The following is a 15,775-nucleotide window of genomic DNA, read 5'->3' on the forward strand; positions in this document are numbered from 1 at the left end:
CCCTCACCTGCCCTTCGCTGCCGTCTGAACGTCCTGATACGGCTTCAACACCAAATCCTTCGAAACAATCACCCGCAGCGGCCATCCCGGGCGCACGGTGATCGTGGGCTGCACGTCAAGCTCGCGCTCAATCAGGCGCTGTCCCGCACGGTTGGTCGTTTGCTGCGTGCTTTCCCGCAGCGCCTTCACGAGATCGCTCTCGTCGTTTCCGATCGATAGCTGGGTCCCCACCCCGATCAGGGTCGCCAGGGCGACACCCTTGAGCAGCTGCCAAGTGTGGAAGTCAACCTCGTCTTCGAGGCCGGCGTAACCGGCAACGTCGGTCGCTGGAAGGTTCTCGATCACGATCGAATTGCCGTTCGGCAGGATAAGCCGCGTCCAGATGACGAGCGCCCGCTTCTGGCCAAAGGCGACGACGCTATCGTATTTGCCTACAAGCCGGGTCCCTTGCGGGATCAAAAGATGCTCACCCGTTACCGTGTCATAGACGTTCTCGGTGACCTGGCCGATGGTAGCCCCAGGCAAGTCCGAATTCAGCCCGGTGACGAGGCTCGCCGGGATGATCGACCCGGCCATCACAGCGTAGGTGGATGGCGCCGGTTTGAGCGTATGAGGATTGGTGGTCTCCGTGTCGGCTTTCGCTCCCACAAAGGCAAGCTTGCGGGCCTGCGACGACGGAACGATCTCACTTGATCGGTCGATCATCGCCGGGGCCGTCTTCGCGAGTTCGGCAGCGGATGGCCCTGTATCGGGAGTCGAAGGCCGGAATGCGGATGGAGATGCAGCAGCCATCTCGGTCGTGGCTGTCTGCTTGCGCTTGTCCTGCTTCTCCGACAGGCGGAAGAATAGCCCCGACTCCTTGGCTTGCTGAGCGACCCGCGTCTGCCGGATCCGCTCAGCCCGTTCGGCGTCCTCCTCCGGATTGGTCCGGAAGCCTGCGTCCGACGCCACGCCGGCCTTCTTCTCGTTCTCGGCAAAGGCTCGGCCGATGTCTCCAGGCGACGGCGGTCCAAGCCGCGGCGTTGGCGGCAGATCCTCATAGGACTTAGGCAGCTTGCTCAGCCCCTCGGCGGTCTGCTTGCGATCGGTATTGTATAGCTCCGTCCGCTCCGACTGTTTGAAAGAATGCGGTCGGAGCGCAATGAGCGTCGCCCCGGCAAGGAACAGTGCGGCAACCGCACAACCGATCATCAGCGCGCGCCTGTTGAGGCGCCGAACCGGTCGCGGCCGCGCCCGCAGCTCAAGCGGCTCGGGATCTTGATCCAAGCTCGTCATGAGGCGCTCCCGGTACTGAATGTCTGCGACACCGGCCGCGCATCGATACGGATGATGCGGACGATACGCTGCTGATTTTCGCCAAGACGAAGTTCGGCGACGCCGAACATCCGGTCGACGATGTAGTAGGAACCGCGGACCCGGTAGTTGACGAGGTTCGGACGGCCATCGGCCCCGGCGACGAACAAGGGCGGCGCCTCCCCTTGCGACAGACCGGACGGCATTTGGATATAGACCTTGCGGCCGTCGTCAAAGGCGCGCACCGGACGCCAGGGCGGATCGTCTCCTTCAATCCGATAGCGGAAATTCAGGCTGTCGAGCCGCACGCCGCGGTCGGCGATCCGTTCCTCGCTTTCCTGGGCTGCGACATTCTGCTTGTGGAGGGCGACCAGCGTGTCAGTTGGATAGGTCCAGGAGATGGATGCCATATAGGTCTGCTTGGTCGAGACGAGCTCGAGGTGATAGGCCCGCCGATCGGTCAGCACCACAAGATTGGTCTGAATGTCCGGAAGCGTCGGCTTGACCAGGATGTGCACCCGCCGGGCGCTACCCTGCCCGCTCGAGGTATCGCCAACCACCCAGCGAACCGTATCGCCGGTGGAAACGTCGATCAGTTCCTCGCCCGGTTGAAGCACGATGGTCGAGACTTTCTCCGGGCTTGCATAGAGCCGGTAGAGCGCGCCTTCCGTCCAAGGGTAGACTTGGATGGCGTTGATGTATCCGGCGCGCGTCGGCTCCATCCTGGCCGCTTTGTTCGCCTTGGCGATCGCCTGCTCCGGCGGTAGCTTTTCCTCCTTGGCGCCCTTTGTTGGAATGGGTTTCAACTGGCCAGGTAACGGCAAGACCTTGGGCGTCTCGACGACTTGCACCGGGGCCGGCGGATCAGCCTCAGGAAGCGCCTTCTCGAAGGTCATCTGATCATAGGGCGCTTCGAGATTGAGCTTGGTGGCACATCCTACAAGTCCGAGCGACAACGCAAGGACACTGGCCGACGCGAGCTTGGTGAGGACAGCAGAGTTCATTTGGCGTCTCCAATGAGGTCGCGCGACCAGTTGAGGGAATGGACGTAGAGGCCGAGAGGATTCTTCCGCAGCGTTTCGGCATTCGCGGGCGGCTTGAGAACCGTGGTGACGAGGCCGGTGAAGCGCTCTGTCTTGGCGATCGAGCCGTTCTCGAAGGTGTTTTCTTTCCAGCGGATCTCGAAACTGTCGCTAGATGCACGCACCACGGACGTGACCTCGGCGGTCACCGTCTTCGAGCCGATCTTTGTGAAAGGATCGGCCTCCCGTGCGTAATCGTTCAACGCCTGTGCGCCGCGGTCGGTGACGAAGTCATAGGCGCGCAGCCAGTTGGCCCGCACAATGACTGGGTCGATCGATAGCGAGCGCACGTTCTCGATGAATCGCGCGAGAAAGTGCGCAATCTGCGCGTCTGATGGATGGTAAGTTTCGAGGGCCGGCCCAACCGCCCGGACCTCGCCGAGCCGGTCGACCTCGACCACGTAAGGAACGACCCCTGAGCGGGCGTTCTGGGTAAAGATCGTCAATCCGAGCACACCGGACAGACCGACGGCCATCAGCGCCGCCAATCGCCAGTTGCTCGCCTGCACGCGAGCTGCTCCTAGCCGCTCGTCCCAGACCTGGGCTGCCTTCTGATAGGGTGTGACCGGCTCCGGCGTCTCGCCATAACGAACGGACACGCGCTGAAATGGGTGACTGGCCATGCCTTATTCCTCCCCCAGCTTCGGACCCGACGAATGCGCGCCCTTATCACCTTCTTTCAGCGTGTGAGCCGCGACCTTGGCCGCTTCCTTCGCGTGCCCCCGTCCTGACGAAGCTGTTGGTTGGCCCGCCCTTGCGGCGGGTGCACCAGTCGTTCGTCCGCTGGCGCCGCCCGCGCTGGAGAGCTGATCCGCAGGTAAAGCACGGGACGCAGTGCCCACGGTCGAAGACGCGCCCGTAAGCGATGCTGCAGAGCGGACGGCGGTCATTGAACCGCCCGCCGCAACGCGCAAGCCCCCGATAGCCGCCGCTCCGCCGCCGATCGCGACAGCCGCTGCACCCGCGACCGTTCCTGCTGCCGCGCCGGCGCCTAGCTGAGGTGCACCCGAAACCAATCCCGCGGCGATTCCCGGACCGAAGATGCCAAGGCCAAACAGTGCAAGCGCCGCAAGCAACAAGCTCATGGCCGACACGATGTCGACCGGCCGCGTCAGCGTGCTTGCAAGCTGACCGAAGATCGTCGAGCCGATACCGATGATGATCGCAAGAACCATCACCTTCACTCCCGAGGCGACGACATTGCCGAGAGTCTTTTCCGCCAAGAATGCGGTCTTCCCCCACAATGCAAATGGCACGAGAATGAAGCTCGCGAGCGTCGTCAGCTTGAACTCGATCAAGGTGACGAAGAGCTGTATCGAGAGGACGAAGAACGCGAGCACGATCAGGATCCAGCAGAATAGCAGGATCAGGATCGTCGGCAGGTTGGTTAGCACGTCAAAGCCGGAGAATTGGCCGGTCTCCTCCAGAAGAGGATGCGCGGCCGTAAACCCGGCGGAGGCGACGAAGCCCGGACGTGCCAGGTCGGCGGCGGATAGGCTCCCACCCGAGGCCTTCAGTCCAATGCTGGAGAACGACGCAAAGACGATATCGGCAAGGCTCTGGAAGTTGCCGATGATGAACGCGAAGGCGCCGACATAGAGCACCTTCTTGGCAAGCGTGACCAGGATGTGGTCATCGGCGCGCAAGCTCCAGGCGAGGCCGGCAAGCGTCAGGTCGATGCCGATCAGCGTTGAGCTCAGGAACGAGACGTCGCCCGACAGGAGGCCAAATCCGGAGTCGATGTAGCGCGAGAATGTCTCTGTAAAGCGGTCAATGACGGATAGATCAGCCATAGCGCGCCCTCGCCTACTTGCCGCCGGTGTAGGCACGGCCATCGCCGATGAAACGAGCAAATCGCTCCTTCGCTGCAGCCGAAGAGGCCTGCTGTTCGGCCGCCCGCAACGTATCCGCGCGCGCTTGGGTCGCCAGAAGTGCCTGGGTCTGCAGCGACTGCTTGATGTGCAGGGCGAGCAGTTCGTTGCCGGACTGCTGGGCCTGAAGCGAGCCGACCGCAGCGGATGAATTGGTCATCAGCGTTCGGAGCGTCTGGCCGTCCTGATCCAGAGAGCTGACGATGGCCGACTGAATTGTCAGCGACCGCTTCAGACCGTCATAGCTATTGTCCCAACGCGACGTCGCGTCCAGAACCATCTTGTCGGAAGAAACGGCTGCCGCATATTGGCGGGGATAAAGGCGTTCAAAATCCTGCTGGGTCTTCTGGACATCGAATGAGATGTTCTTGGCCTGACCAATCAGGCTGTTCATCCGGGTGATCGTCGACGTGAGCTGACCAGCCACACTCGCGGGCAGGCTGGCGAGATGCTTGGCTTGATTGAGCAGTGACTGCGCCTGGTTTTCGAGGCTCCTGACCTGATTGTTGATCTGCTCAAGCGCCCGTGCCGCGGTCAGGAGGTTCTGACTGTAGTTCGAAGGATCGAACACGATATCGAACGCCCCGAGCCGTCGCGACCCATTCACGGCGATGACGAATGATAGTATTGTTGTCACGATAATTCTTGAGGTTGTATCCAAGAACATGCGGCCGGTAGTTTCGAGCATGGAAGACTCCAGAGATTGAGGTTGAGGTCAGACCGTGTGGGCTTGTTCGAAGGTGCTGATCAGGTTTGCGGCCCAGTGCAGACCGCATTCGGCGAGGTAGCGCTCGGCGAAATGGTGAGGCCCGGTGCGGGCCAGGACCGCGTCAACGGCACGCTGGTCCTCAGGCGAGGATGCCGCCACAAGCGCGAGGGCCACCGGTCCGAGGCCGAGCTCGAACAAGCGATTTCCGGCGCGGGACTGCAGATAATAGTCGCGCTTGGGGAATGCTTCCGCGATCAGGCGAACCTGAGTGTCGTTCAAGCCAAACCGGCGATAGGTCTCGGTCTGGGTCGGCTCCAGCGCACGGGGGTTCGGCAGGAATATTCGACTTGGACAGGATTCGATGATCGCAGGTGCGATCTGGCTGTCGGCGATATCGGCCAGTGACTGGGTCGCGAAAATGACGGCGACGTTCTTCTTGCGTAGCGTCTTCAGCCATTCGCGAATGCGGCTCGCGAACAGCGGGTCGTCCAGAAATACCCAGGCCTCATCGAGCACCAGCAAGGTGGGCCGGCCGTCGAAGCGGTCTTCAAGGGTGTGGAAGAGATATGTCAGAACCGGCGCCACCAGGCCAGGCAACGCCATCAGTTCTTCCATCTCGAAGGTCAGCACGTCCGCACCAGAAAGACGATCGGCGTCCGCGTCCAGGAAACGACCGTACGGTCCTTCAAGCGTGTAGGGCTGCAGCGCCTGCCGCAACGCGTCGCGGGCAAGCAGCGCCACGAGCCCGGTCATCGTCCGCTGCGAGACCGGCGCAGAACCGAGGCTCCTTAGCGCCGACCAGAGCGTCTCCTTGACATCGGGCGTCATGGTCACGCCCTCATGGGCGAGCACGCCGCAGAGCCAGTCGAGCGCCCAGAGCCTCGCCCCTTCCTCCGCGACATCTTTGAGCGGCTGAAACGCGATGCCGCCCTTGGCGCCGAGCTCATACCAGGCGCCCGACAACGCAAGCGTGGTCGCCCGTGCCGACCGCCCCTTGTCAAACGTGATCAATCGGGCGTTCGGGTATCGACGGAATTGAAGCGCGAGCATCGATAGCAGGACCGATTTGCCCGCCCCCGTGGGGCCGACAATGATCGTGTGCCCGACGTCGCCGGCGTAGAGCGACAGACGAAATGGGGTCGCGCCCTTGGTCTTGGCGACCAGGAGCGGCGGGCCATCAAGGTGCTCGCACCGCTCAGGTCCAGCCCACACTGCCGACAATGGGCACATGTGGGCGAGATTCAGCGTGTGGACGATCGGCTGGCGGATGTTGGCATAGGCTTGCCCCGGCAGGCCGCCGAGCCAAGCCTCGACCGCGTTGACGCTCTCCCGGACGGCCGTAAACCCGCGGCTATTGATCACCCGCTCGACCGCGCGGATCTTCTCGTCCGCTTGATGCGAGTCCTCGTCGCTGACGGTAACGGTCGTGGTGATGTAGCCGAAGGCAACCAGATCGTCGCCAAGCTCGGAGAGAGCTGCATCGGCGTCGAGCGCCTTGTTGCTGGCGTCGGTATCGAGCAGCGCCGCCTGCTCGTTGAACATGACTTCCTTCAGAATTGCGGCAAGCGACTTGCGCTTGGCAAACCATTGCCGCCGGTAACGCGACAGTGTCGCGTTCGCCTGCGTGCGGTCCAGCGGAATAAACCGGGTCGCCCAGCGGTAGGCGACGCCAAGTCGGTTCAGTTCATCGAGCAGGCCCGGAAAGGTGACGTGCGGAAACCCAAGAACGGTGAGCGCACGAAGATGGCTTCGTCCGATCGCGGGCGACAATCCACCGGTCAGCGGCTCATCGCTCAGGAAGCAATCGAGATAAGCCGGGATTTTCGGAACGCTGACCGGGTGACGCTTGGTCGAGACGCAGCTATGAAGATAGGTGAGCGTCTCCTCATCGTTGAGCGGCCATATCTCGGGCAAGACCGACGAGAGCAGATCGATCGCCCGGTCGGTTTCCTGGACAAACCGCTGGAGATGTTCCCGATAGCCTTTCTGGTTGCTGTCAAATCTCTGCTGGCCATCAATCTCGCCGGCATGGATGGCGCTTTTCTTAGGACTTTCGATCGATTGATCGCGACGAATGCGCTTCCCCTTTCCCGCAACGCTATGCCTCTCATTCGGGCGCTCGAGAAATAAACCTTCGAGGCGCGAGACCCTTTCGGCAGGCGGCAGGTACATCAAGGTCAGATGCAGCACGCTCTCGAAATGCTGCCCGTCGGGGCGTGACGGATCCTCCCATGCCACCCCAGCGGCGCCTTCAAAAGCGGCCCGCCGCTCCTCATCCACCAGCCAGGACACAGGATCTGGAAATTCCGACCTCGGATATTCGCCAGTCGGGATACGCGTGGCATCAAAGAAGAGAGCCCAGCCTGAGCCGAAACGCTTGAGGACGTTGTTGACGCGTGAGGCGACACTCATCAGCTCGGCCTCGGTCGCGCTGTCGAGGTCCGGTCCGCGGTAGCGTATCGTCCGTTGGAAGCTGCCATCCTTGTTCAGGACAACGCCCGGGGCGACTAGGCATGCCCATGGCAGCCAATCGGCCAGCCGATACGCATGGCCGCGGTATTCTTTCAGGTTCAGCATGCGAGCCGCCCTTTGTGCTTGGTGTGGCGGATGGCGACTTCGACGAAAGCCGGATCGCGCTTGGCGAGCCACACGGCCGTGCTGTGGCCGATCACCCACAGCACGAGCCCTGCGAGCCAAAGTCGCAAGCCGAGCGCCAGCACGGCGGACAAGGTCCCGATCAGGATGGCGGCCGCACGCGGCGCGCCGCCGATCAGAATCGGTTCGGTCAGTGACCGGTGAAGCACGAGTTCAAAACCATCGGGGCGCATTAGATCAGTGCTCCGCCACCGAACGAGAAGAACGAAAGGAAGAAGGAGCTCGCCGCAAAAGCGATCGAAAGGCCGAACACGACCTGGACCATCTTGCGGAACCCGCCGGAGGTGTCGCCGAAGGCCAGCGATATGCCGGTCACGGTGATGATGATGACGGCGACGATTTTTGCGACCGGTCCCTGCACGGATTCCAGGACACGCTCGAGCGGGGCTTCCCACGGCATGCCTGAACCGGCGGCGTGCGCCGCCGTGACGCTGAGAAGCATGCAGGCCGAGGCAGCGCCAAGCTCAATCAAGGGACGCCCGCCGATCGAGCAGGAGCCACGCAGGCGCGAACGCGCGTTGAGACGTAGTCGAATGGACATTATGCAGTCTCCTTCAGGTCATGGGCGGTGAGAGATGTTTGGAAGTCCGGGCGGAGTTTCGAGCAGGTAGTCGCCTGACGGATCGAGGCCTTTGAGCTCGGCAACGGCCTCGATGCGCCGTGCGGGACCCCGTCCCTTGATGAAAACAATGACGTCGATCGCCTCGGCGATGAGCCGGCGCGGCACGGTTGCGACCGCTTCTTGAATGAGTTGTTCGATCCGGTAGAGCGCAGCGCGTGCCGAGTTGGCATGGACCGTGGCAATTCCGCCGGGGTGGCCCGTATTCCAGGCCTTCAGCATGTCGAGGGCTTCGGCGCCTCTGACCTCGCCGACGATGATGCGGTCGGGCCGCAAGCGCAGCGTGGAGCGGACGAGATCGGCAAGGCTCGCCACGCCCGGCTTGGTCCGGAGCGTCACGGCATCCTTTGCTTCGCAGCGCAGCTCTCGGGTGTCCTCGATGATGACCACCCGCTCTTCGAGGCCGGCGATCTCCGCTAGAAGCGCATTGGCAAGCGTCGTCTTGCCCGACCCGGTGCCGCCGGCAATCAGGATGCTGCGCGCCTCACTGACCGCGGCCGTCAGCACCTTTGCCATTAGCGGTGAGGCAATCTGCGCCTTGACGTAGTCGGACAGACGGAACGTGGTCGTTGCGGGCTTGCGAATGGCAAAGCAAGGCGCGAGCGAGACCGGCGGCAAGACGCCTTCAAAGCGTTCCCCCGTTTCGGGGAGTTCCGCCGAGATGATTGGCGAGGAACCGCTGGCTTCCGCCCGCACGTGGCTCGCAACCAGCCGGATGATCCGCTCGGACTCCTGCGGCGTCAGAACGACGCCGGTGTCCGCGCGGCCCGTGCCATGCCGGTCAAGCCAAAGCTTCCCATCGGGATTGACCATGACCTCGACGACATCGGCTTCCTCCAAGGCGAGCGCGATCGCCGGTCCCATGGCGGTCCGCAGCATGCCGCGACGCCGTTCGCGGGTCTCTGGCGAGAGGAGATCAGACATTGCCGACCTCCTCTCGCCCTGCCGGAGAATGCTCCGGCGGCTCCCCCGCCGCGTTCTGCGCGCGGGATCCTGTGTCGCCGGGTTGGGCTGCGCCCAGAGGGGCGCCCTCCTCGAGGTTCCGCATGAAGAGATCCGGCTTCGAGGCGCTGACGCGGTCCATGACGTCGGCGACAAGCCGGCCGCCGGAGGCGACGCGTTTGCCGACCTGGGCGACAAACATCTCGAACCGCTCGCGGCCGAGCGCTCGCGCTGCATCCTGATCTTGGGAAGGCAGCGGCGGCGTTATGGTCAGGTAGTAGCGGATGAAGAGCGCGATGGTCTCCGCCAGGACGCTCACGTCACGGTCGGCGCCTTCCAGTTGCCGGCTCATCCGGTCTAGCCTTCGGATCAGCGCCGCATCGCCGCTGGTGTCACGCTCGGGGTTGAGAAAGCGATCCAGCGCAGCCTCGACAATGGCTGACTTGTTGGCTCCGGGACGCTTGGCTGCGAGTTCGAGCCGTTGCGCCACGCTATCGCTGACATAGGCCGACAGTTTCGGTTTCATCGGGATACTCTTCAGAACGAAGGGAGAAGATCGTCGTCGTCGCGGGTGACGGCATGGGCGCGGCGTACGGTGCTTGACGCGCTTGCAGCCTGCTGCATCTGGCTGCGGTCGGCGGCGACGTCGGACTCGTCGTCGAGCAATCGCTTCTCGAAGGCGCGAGGTTCGCTCACTGCCGGTGCAGTCTCGTCGAACAACAGCAATTGCTGCTTGAGGCCGCCTTCCTCGCCGCCCGTCTGCATGAGCTCGCGATATGGCAGGGTTGCGAGGCGAAGGTCGGTGGTGCGCACTTCGCCGCGCCAATCGTCAGTGCGGACCGGCGGCCGGTCGGCATACTCGTCGTCCGCCAAGAATGGTGGCTTGCGCAGACGGTTGACGAAGTTTGCGTCCTCATAGTGCCGCAGCTTGATCGCCCGGACTGGTGCAAGGCCGGACACCAGCACGATGGCCTGGTCGGGCGGCAACTGCATCACTTCGCCTGGCGTCAGCAAAGGACGCGCGGTCTCCTGACGACTGACCATGACATGGCCAAGCCAGGGCGCCAGCCGATGACCGGCATAGTTGCGCTGTGCGCGTAGTTCCGTTGCGGTGCCGAGGGCGTCTGAAATCCGCTTGGCGGTGCGCTCGTCGTTGGCGGCGAATGCGATGCGGACGTGACAATTGTCCAGGATCGCGTTGTTCTCGCCGTACGCCTTTGCGATCTGGTTGAGCGACTGCGCGATCAGATAGGCGCGGATGCCATAACCGGCCATGAACGCGAGCGCGCTTTCGAAGAAGTCGAGCCGGCCAAGTGCGGGAAATTCGTCCAGCATCATCAGGAGCTGGCGGTGCGTGCGGTCACCTGCCTTGGTGTGCAGCGTCTCGGTTAGCCGCCGACCGATCTGGTTGAGGATCAGTCTGATCAGCGGCTTGGTACGGCTGATGTCCGACGGCGGAACAACGAGATAGAGCGTGACCGGCTTGTCGGCACTCACGAGGTCGGCGATGCGCCAATCACAGTATTCGGTGTTTCGGCTGACGACGGGATCACGGTAGAGCCCGAGAAAGCTCACAGCGGTCGAGAGAACGCCTGAGCGCTCGTTTTCGGACTTGTTGAGCAGCTCTCGTGCGGTCGCGGCGACCACGGGGTGCACCTTAGGCTCGGCCTCAGTGCCGAGATGATTGGTCGCCAGCATGATCCTGAGCGTCTTCTCAAAGGACTGCGCAGGATCGGCCAGGATCTCGGTGACGCGGGTGAGCGTCTTCTTCTCTTCCGCGTAAAGGACGTGAAGAATGACGCCGACCAGCAGCGAATGACTGGTCTTTTCCCAATGGGTTCGGCGTTCAAGCGCCCCTTCGGGGTCGACCAGGATGTCGGCGATATTCTGGACGTCGCGGACTTCGGCCGCTCCTTTGCGCACCTCAAGCAGCGGATTGTAGCGGGCGCTTCTGGAATCGGTCGGATTGAACAAGAGGCAGTGCGAAAACGTCGAACGCCAACCGGAGGTCAGTTCCCAGTTCTCGCCCTTGATGTCGTGCACCACCGCAGACGAGGTCCACGACAGCAATGTGGGCAACACCAGCCCCACTCCCTTGCCCGACCGGGTCGGTGCAAAGCACATGACGTGTTCCGGTCCGTCGTGGCGCAAATAGTTGTTTTCGAGGCGACCTAGAAACACGCCCTTCGATGCGAACAGGCCGGCCGCCTTGATCTCCTTCGACGTCGCCCACCTTGCCGAGCCGTAAGTCGTCACCAATTGGCTCTGGCGCGCGCGCCACACCGAATTGACGATTGCAAACAGCGCGCCTGCGATGCCGCCGGCTGCCGCAATGGCTCCGCCCTCCTCGAAGATCTCGGGCGCATAGGCCTCATAGGCGAACCACCATTCGAACAATCGCCAGGGCAGATAGACGGGGTAGCCGACGAACAGGAACCAGGGTTCGCCAAGGCGCTGCTGATAGCCGAGAGCTGCAGCCGTCCATTGCGTCGCGCCCCAGGTCGACACCATGACGATGCCGAGCACGACGGCGATCTGACCGACATAAATTTTTGCTGGAAACATCCGGCTCGCCCCACTTGCTCACGCGACGCGAGCGGCGCGATGAAAGCGGCGGATGCGCTTTGCGTTCAATCGAAATAAAAATCGCGTCCGGGAAGCAGGAGCAACGTTGATCAGGCGTGCGACGGCGAGAAGGATCTGCATCCGGTCTCGGCGAGGATGATCCAGCGCTTCAACAGAAGGTGAGCGATCCGCTCAAACTGGATGATCCTTGATGCGCTCAGGAGCGTGCGGGACGCAGGTTGCGGAGACCAGCGACGGACCGAGCCAAAGCGCCAATTCTAGGCCGGACGCACCGATTCGGCCTCAAACTCAGGGTTATGCTCGTTATACTCATCTTGCAATGTGAGTATAAGCCGGCTGGACGTCGGGTTCCGCCCCTATTATACTCACTCCGCGCACTGAGTATAATGGCGGAACCGACCATGCCTGCCCCTTCCCTGGTTGCCCAAACGACCTATGCCGAGCTGCTGGAGCGCACCGCCAATGCCGCTTTCCAGGAGGCCTTCGCTGACAACGGCTCGTTCACGGCCAAGAGCATCAATGGCCGCAAATACTGGTACTTCCAGACCGGCACTGGCACTGAGCGGTCGCAGCGCTATGTCGGCCCGGAGACGCCAGAACTCCTGGAGCGCATTGCCCACCACAAGGAGGTCCGCGAGGACGAACGCGAGCGCCGCGCGCTCGTATCCACCCTTGTCCGCTCGTTCAGCTTTCCTCGCCCCATTCCCGAGATCGGCGACGTCATAGCAGCGCTCGCCAAGGCCGGCGTGTTTCGGCTCCGTGGCGTGCTCGTTGGAACGATCGCCTATCAGACCTATGCCGCCATGCTCGGCGTTCGCCTCTCCTCCGGCTCGCTGCAGACCGGCGACGTCGACATTGCCCAATTCAAGAACGTCTCGGTCGCGGTCGAGGATTCCACGCCGCCCGTTCTGGAGGTGCTGAAGGAGGTCGACAAATCCTTTCGCGCCGTTCCTCATACCGCCGACGGCCGCCGCGTGACCAGCTATGCCGCCAAGGGCGGCTTGCGCGTCGACTTTCTCACGCCCCACCAGGGCAAGGAGACCGGCCGCCCCCAAAAGCTGCCCGCCCTGAATACGGACGCCCAGCCGCTGCGCTTCCTGGATTTCCTGATCCGCGATCCCCAGCCAGCGGTCATCCTGCACGGCCCCGGCATCTACGTGCACGTGCCGGCTCCGGCGCGCTATGCCGTCCACAAACTCATCATCTCCCGCAGGCGCCCGGAAGGGTTTGCAAAGCGCGATAAGGATCTGCAGCAGTCCGAGGCCTTGCTTTCGGCCCTGGCTGAAAAGCGTCCCCACGAGCTGAAATCTGCTTGGGAGGAAGCGCATGGCCGCGGCCCCAAGTGGCGTCAATTGATGCTCGAAGGGCTGTCGTTGCTTACGGCCACCGTTCGGGACGCGGTGCTCAAGACCATTGGCTCACCTCGCTCGATCATTCCGGGCATCGATCTTTCCTTCGACAATCCGCCTGCTCGCTATGATTTCAGCCGCGACGTCGTGACATTCCAGGGCCAAGCGCTCGGCGGCGTGGTCAATTGCGCGGTCAGCCGCGAAGCGCTCGACGACCATTTCGATGCCGATGGGCTCGGACAGAATGGTCGGGTGGAAGCGTTCCTCAAGAACAGGTCGAGGATTGAGGAGATCGCTCGCGCCAAGTATCTCTCCTCGCCGGTCGATGAGCCCGGTGCCGTCCTGGTCAAGACATCCGACGTCGAGAGTTTTTCGACGCGACGAGCCCCCAAACGAAAGTAAGTCCCCCGTCATCGTCCAATTCCGCGCTTGATGCCGATCGACCAGGATATGCCCTCCCCGCCGACCTGGCCCGTGACCAATTGCCCGCGCGCTCGCTCGAGCACCGGCCGCCAGGGCACAAGCACGAACTCGCGGGATCGTTCGATCAGGGCGAACCGCCCGCTGTTCAGCGTCAGCATGCGCCGGTAGACTCCGTCGACCTTGTCGCCGGCCCTGACATCGAAATGTTCAAGGCCGGTGCGCGCGGATATCTCAGCGGCAGTCCACGCCAACTCGCGCGCTTCGAGCGTCTCGAGCATGTTCCGGGCAAAACGCATCTGGCCACCTTCCTCTCGCGCCAGCCCCTGCTCGATCAGCCATTGCCGTCTTGTTCGGAGCGCTGCCTCCACCTCCGCCCCAAAGCCGGTCGATGCGAGCTCATCGGGCTCCTTCCCAACGAGCTTGCGATCGAGCCAGGTGGCACCCAGCGCCTGCGGCAGATCCTCGAGCCTTTGCCATGACAGCACCGCGACCCGCACCGGATTGCGCGTTTGCTGGAGCTTCTCGTACTGGAGCGCCCGACCCAGATAATCCCGTCCCACGCTCCAACTGCCATCGGCAAGCCGGCCGACCAACCCCTCGCGCCGCATCGCCTCCAGGCGCCGCACGTGTGATCCGACATATTCGCCCGATGCTTGCGGATCGAATTCTCGATGCGCACGATCGCTGTAGATGCCACCATGGCGGGCGGCGACGCTAGCGATCGTGCGATCGATTGCGCGCGGTTCAGCGACGCGCGACCTAAGCTCCAGAATCGTGTTCCGGACAGGCACTTCTTCGTTGGGACGAAGGCTACCAAGCTCGACATAGTGCGTTCGTCCGTCCACCCCGTCGATCACGACATAGCGACGTTCCGTCAGTTCATCCGCAAACCCCTCGCCGACGACCCGGCCGACCAGGCGATGCGCGCTTCCTTCCGGATCGAAGATCGCATAGTCGGCCGCCGCCCGCGTAACTCCTGCCGCGGCCATCTCGCGGTGCATGGTTTTGATGATGTCGCCGCGTTCCCCCATCCGTCTGAGCTTGGGCTCCAGCTCGGGATTGATCTGCCAACGACCGGGCTCGCTCTCCTCGGCCAAACCCATCCGCCCCAGGGCTCGTAGCCGTCCGATACGGGCCGCTTGCCAGGCAGGTTCCCGTCCATACAGCGCACCCAACTCAAGAACTCCGTCCGGAGCATCTCGCAGGATACTCCGGTCGAGCCGCGTCAGCCGCTCGGCCGTGATCTCCTGCTGAAGCTTGCGCGCGACCTCGATATCGGTTTCAGGACCGAGCTCTCGAGTGATCAACGCCGCCGCCCGCGACCGAAAGCCGTGAGCGATATAGTCGCGTGCGATAACGAGGTCGTCTCCTTCACCGTCCTTGCCGCGGAGGACGATGTGGGTATGGGGATGGCCGGTGTTGAAATGATCGGCAGCGACCCAGTCGAGCCTGGTGCCGAGGTCCTGCTCCATCTGCCGCATGAGGTCGCGGATGAAGGGTTTCAAGTCCGCCAGCTCCACACTATCCTCCGGCGCCACGATGAACCGGAACTGGTGGCGATCGCCTGCGCTGCGTTCCGCGAAGGCCTTGGCGTCGGCGCGATCGTTGCCGGCGTCATAGAGCTCCCCTGGCTCGCCCTCGCGTGTGACGCCGTCGCGCTGGACGTATCGCAGGTGGGCTCGCACGGCGCCTAGGTCACCTGACTTGATCCGCACGATCCGAGCCTTGACCACGACACGGCGTTGGCCGCGGCTTCGTCCACGCTGGGCCAATACCGTTCCTTGCGCGCGGCCGCGGCCGATGCGGCCGCCTGTGAACGACGAACCGGACGCACCGGCGCTGGCCTTGGCCGCCTCTTGCCGAACGCGTCGAAGGTAGCTGGTCGCTTTCGCGGGCTTGCGATTGCCGATCCGCCCAAGCTTCACCTCGAATTCGTCGTCGTCGACGCCGGCCATGAGCAAGTCCCCGTTGCAAGAGCGCGGATATGCGAACCCTGCGCTCGGCTGCCAAGCCGCAGACGCAATCAATGAGCGCGATCGTTGCTTTAGAACTCGCTTGGCGACATCGCGGCTAGCCGTGTCGCCAACACTTGGATGTGCAGACAATGGCTTAGGCGCCCCATAGCGCCAGTGCTTTTATCTTGCCCTCCCGCTTAGCTGCCTAGCTGCCGTAAGCGTCGGAATCTTGCACGACTTCCCGAGAGTGCGTTGGCGTTCCATATCGGGTTCCTTGCTGCAAGGGAGGAT

The 15,775-nt window shown here is 63.0% G+C and carries 13 protein-coding genes; 1 reads left to right on the forward strand and 12 read right to left on the reverse strand.

Annotated elements, in window-relative coordinates; translation table 11 throughout:
- Window positions 1–3: 3 nt before the first annotated feature.
- The 11 genes from AC5ZGW_RS11855 to AC5ZGW_RS11905 form a co-directional block, all read right to left on the reverse strand.
- Entirely contained in the window at window positions 4–1,275 is a 1,272-nt protein-coding gene (locus tag AC5ZGW_RS11855) for a TraB/TrbI/VirB10 family type IV secretion system protein (RefSeq protein ID WP_130229220.1), read from the reverse strand.
- A complete protein-coding gene (gene trbG / locus AC5ZGW_RS11860) occupies window positions 1,272–2,297 on the reverse strand; it encodes a P-type conjugative transfer protein TrbG (RefSeq protein ID WP_130229219.1) in 1,026 nt (341 codons plus the stop codon). Before trbG ends, AC5ZGW_RS11855 begins: the two co-directional genes overlap by 4 nt.
- Window positions 2,294–2,998, reverse strand: a complete 705-nt coding sequence (gene trbF / locus AC5ZGW_RS11865) for a conjugal transfer protein TrbF (protein ID WP_130229218.1) — start codon at window positions 2,996–2,998, stop codon at window positions 2,294–2,296. Before trbF ends, trbG begins: the two co-directional genes overlap by 4 nt.
- Before the next feature lie 3 nt (window positions 2,999–3,001).
- Window positions 3,002–4,168, reverse strand: coding sequence for a P-type conjugative transfer protein TrbL (trbL, locus tag AC5ZGW_RS11870; protein WP_130229217.1), 1,167 nt, complete (start codon window positions 4,166–4,168; stop codon window positions 3,002–3,004).
- A 13-nt stretch (window positions 4,169–4,181) separates the two neighbouring features.
- A complete protein-coding gene (gene trbJ, locus AC5ZGW_RS11875) occupies window positions 4,182–4,883 on the reverse strand; it encodes a P-type conjugative transfer protein TrbJ (protein ID WP_245475019.1) in 702 nt (233 codons plus the stop codon).
- A 78-nt stretch (window positions 4,884–4,961) separates the two neighbouring features.
- Window positions 4,962–7,532: a conjugal transfer protein TrbE gene (gene trbE / locus AC5ZGW_RS11880; RefSeq protein ID WP_130229215.1), complete on the reverse strand. Its 2,571-nt coding sequence runs from the start codon at window positions 7,530–7,532 to the stop codon at window positions 4,962–4,964.
- Window positions 7,526–7,783, reverse strand: coding sequence for a VirB3 family type IV secretion system protein (locus AC5ZGW_RS11885; protein WP_130229214.1), 258 nt, complete (start codon window positions 7,781–7,783; stop codon window positions 7,526–7,528). The genes trbE and AC5ZGW_RS11885 overlap by 7 nt, the downstream gene beginning before the upstream one ends.
- Complete coding sequence (locus AC5ZGW_RS11890) at window positions 7,783–8,052, reverse strand: TrbC/VirB2 family type IV secretion system protein (protein WP_130229227.1); 270 nt, start codon at window positions 8,050–8,052, stop codon at window positions 7,783–7,785. Before AC5ZGW_RS11890 ends, AC5ZGW_RS11885 begins: the two co-directional genes overlap by 1 nt.
- A gap of 117 nt (window positions 8,053–8,169) precedes the next feature.
- Complete coding sequence (trbB, locus tag AC5ZGW_RS11895; RefSeq protein ID WP_165435501.1) at window positions 8,170–9,153, reverse strand: P-type conjugative transfer ATPase TrbB; 984 nt, start codon at window positions 9,151–9,153, stop codon at window positions 8,170–8,172.
- Window positions 9,146–9,697, reverse strand: a complete 552-nt coding sequence (locus tag AC5ZGW_RS11900; RefSeq protein ID WP_130229213.1) for a CopG family transcriptional regulator — start codon at window positions 9,695–9,697, stop codon at window positions 9,146–9,148. Before AC5ZGW_RS11900 ends, trbB begins: the two co-directional genes overlap by 8 nt.
- 11 nt (window positions 9,698–9,708) lie before the next feature.
- Complete coding sequence (locus AC5ZGW_RS11905) at window positions 9,709–11,736, reverse strand: conjugal transfer protein TraG (RefSeq protein ID WP_496113917.1); 2,028 nt, start codon at window positions 11,734–11,736, stop codon at window positions 9,709–9,711.
- Window positions 11,737–12,158: 422 nt separating this feature from the next.
- On the opposite strand from AC5ZGW_RS11905, the gene AC5ZGW_RS11910 reads away from it, so the two are divergent.
- Window positions 12,159–13,508: a GSU2403 family nucleotidyltransferase fold protein gene (locus AC5ZGW_RS11910; RefSeq protein ID WP_165435500.1), complete on the forward strand. Its 1,350-nt coding sequence runs from the start codon at window positions 12,159–12,161 to the stop codon at window positions 13,506–13,508.
- Between the two features lie 8 nt (window positions 13,509–13,516).
- Here the strand turns inward: AC5ZGW_RS11910 and rlxS are convergent, their stop codons facing one another.
- Window positions 13,517–15,484 (reverse strand): relaxase/mobilization nuclease RlxS, encoded by a 1,968-nt coding sequence (rlxS, locus tag AC5ZGW_RS11915; RefSeq protein WP_130229211.1) that lies wholly within the window; start codon window positions 15,482–15,484, stop codon window positions 13,517–13,519.
- Window positions 15,485–15,775: the final 291 nt, after the last annotated feature.

The sequence above is a fragment of the Bradyrhizobium sp. Crot121 genome (assembly GCF_059512385.1).

Excerpts from the sequence above, each read along its gene's own strand:
- AC5ZGW_RS11855 (WP_130229220.1), bottom strand. The coding sequence starts at position 1,275 with ATGACGAGCTTGGATCAAGATCCCGAGCCGCTTGAGCTGCGGGCGCGG.
- trbG (WP_130229219.1), bottom strand. The coding sequence starts at position 2,297 with ATGAACTCTGCTGTCCTCACCAAGCTCGCGTCGGCCAGTGTCCTTGCG.
- trbF (WP_130229218.1), bottom strand. The coding sequence starts at position 2,998 with ATGGCCAGTCACCCATTTCAGCGCGTGTCCGTTCGTTATGGCGAGACG.
- trbL (WP_130229217.1), bottom strand. The coding sequence starts at position 4,168 with ATGGCTGATCTATCCGTCATTGACCGCTTTACAGAGACATTCTCGCGC.
- trbE (WP_130229215.1), bottom strand. The coding sequence starts at position 7,532 with ATGCTGAACCTGAAAGAATACCGCGGCCATGCGTATCGGCTGGCCGAT.
- AC5ZGW_RS11885 (WP_130229214.1), bottom strand. The coding sequence starts at position 7,783 with ATGCGCCCCGATGGTTTTGAACTCGTGCTTCACCGGTCACTGACCGAA.
- AC5ZGW_RS11890 (WP_130229227.1), bottom strand. The coding sequence starts at position 8,052 with ATGCTTCTCAGCGTCACGGCGGCGCACGCCGCCGGTTCAGGCATGCCG.
- trbB (WP_165435501.1), bottom strand. The coding sequence starts at position 9,153 with ATGTCTGATCTCCTCTCGCCAGAGACCCGCGAACGGCGTCGCGGCATG.
- AC5ZGW_RS11900 (WP_130229213.1), bottom strand. The coding sequence starts at position 9,697 with ATGAAACCGAAACTGTCGGCCTATGTCAGCGATAGCGTGGCGCAACGG.
- AC5ZGW_RS11905 (WP_496113917.1), bottom strand. The coding sequence starts at position 11,736 with ATGTTTCCAGCAAAAATTTATGTCGGTCAGATCGCCGTCGTGCTCGGC.
- AC5ZGW_RS11910 (WP_165435500.1), top strand. The coding sequence starts at position 12,159 with ATGCCTGCCCCTTCCCTGGTTGCCCAAACGACCTATGCCGAGCTGCTG.
- rlxS (WP_130229211.1), bottom strand. The coding sequence starts at position 15,484 with ATGGCCGGCGTCGACGACGACGAATTCGAGGTGAAGCTTGGGCGGATC.